The sequence below is a fragment of the Streptomyces sp. NPDC111744 genome, from assembly GCF_055634995.1.
In genome coordinates, this window is sequence record NZ_JBVKCG010000081.1 from 1 (window position 1) to 1,468 (window position 1,468).

2 protein-coding genes are annotated in these 1,468 nt (G+C 66.3%); both read right to left on the minus strand.

Annotation, left to right across the window (positions count from 1 at the left end; translation table 11 throughout):
- Positions 1–105: 105 nt before the first annotated feature.
- Positions 106–519, minus strand: coding sequence for a hypothetical protein (locus tag ACZ7OO_RS44090; protein ID WP_471513015.1), 414 nt, complete (start codon positions 517–519; stop codon positions 106–108).
- Between the two features lie 49 nt (positions 520–568).
- Positions 569–1,468, minus strand: a 900-nt coding sequence (locus ACZ7OO_RS44095) for an IS256 family transposase (protein WP_471513016.1), incomplete at its 5' end; no start/stop codon positions are given.

The window sequence follows — 1,468 nt, forward strand, 5'->3', positions numbered from 1 at the left end:
GCAATCGTCAAGACCTGTGGATGCGAAGTCCGAAGTCGATGCGTCTCCTCCGGTTCCGACCCGGTGATGGGGCGTGAGCCGGGTTCGGAAGCTCGACAGCATGCTTCACGGCGTGTAGTAGGCGGCGTACTGGGCGGAGTGTCCCTCGACGGAGAAGTCCTCGAAGTCGCCAGCCTTCTCACAGTCGAGCAATCGATGAAGCGCCGCTTCGGCTTCGGATAGACGCTGAGACAACAGGTATGCCTTGGTTCTGGTCAGTCCGCTCCCGCACAACAACTGGATGTCGATCGAGCAGTCGGCGTCCATGCTGGCGGACTTGGCCTTCCAGATGAGCAATACATCGTCGAGACTGCCGGCATTGAACAGCTGAACGCAGCACAGTTTCATCAGCTCGGTGTCGCCGTCACCCTGAGCCTGCTGCTCCAGCTGGATTTGCACTCTGAGCAGCCCGCGAACCTCGTCGAGGCCCGCGCCGACAGGGTGCAGACCGTAGCGGCGAAGGCACTCGTCTTCGTCCATTGCCATGCCCTTTCTCGGCGGCGGCAGCCAGTGCGACTGGCCGGGTGGATCATGCCACGCGGGTCTCGGGGCGCTCGATGAGCTGGCCGCGTTCGAAGCGGGCTCCGGCGCGGACGAGGGCGACGAGGTGGGGTGCGTTCACCGCCCGCCACCGCTGCTGGGCGGACTCGACGAGCTTGAAGACCATGGCCAGGGCGGCGGTGCGGGAGCCGGCCCCGCGGGTGACCTTGGTCCGCAGCCGGACAGTGGCGAACGTCGACTCGATCGGATTCGTGGTCCGCAGGTGGATCCAGTGCTCGGCCGGGAAGTTGAAGAACGCCAGCAGTTCCTCTTGATCGTCGGTGATCTTCTTGACCGCCTTGGGGAACTTTGCGCCGTAGAGCTGGGCGAACGTCTTGATCGCCGCCTCCGCGTGGTCGCGGTCCTCGGCTTTGTAGATGTCCTGGATGGCCTTTTTCGCGCCAGGCTGCGCGGACTTCGGCAGGGAATCGAGCACATTTGCGGTTTTGTGAACCCAGCACCTCTGCTCGCGGGTTTCCGGGAAGACCTCGGCCAGCGCCTTCCAGAAGCCCAGGGCGCCGTCCCCGACCGCAAGCACGGGGGCGCGCATGCCCCGGCGGGCGCAGTCGCGCATCAGGTCGGCCCAGGACTCGCCCGATTCGCGGTAGCCGTCCTTGAGCGCGACCAGTTCCTTGGAGCCGTCGGCGCGGACCCCGATGAGCACCAGGACGCAGGCTTTGGCCTCCTCCAGGCGGACGTTGAGGTGGATGCCGTCGGCCCACACGTACACGTAGTCGACCTCCGCGAGGTCGCGGTCCATGAACGCGGCGTGGTCGGCCTGCCACTGCTGGGTCAGCCGGGTGACCGTCGCCGGGGAGAGCCCGGCCGCGCTGCCCAGGAACTGCTCCAGGGCGGGCACGAAGTCGCCGGAGGACAGGCCGTGCAGGTA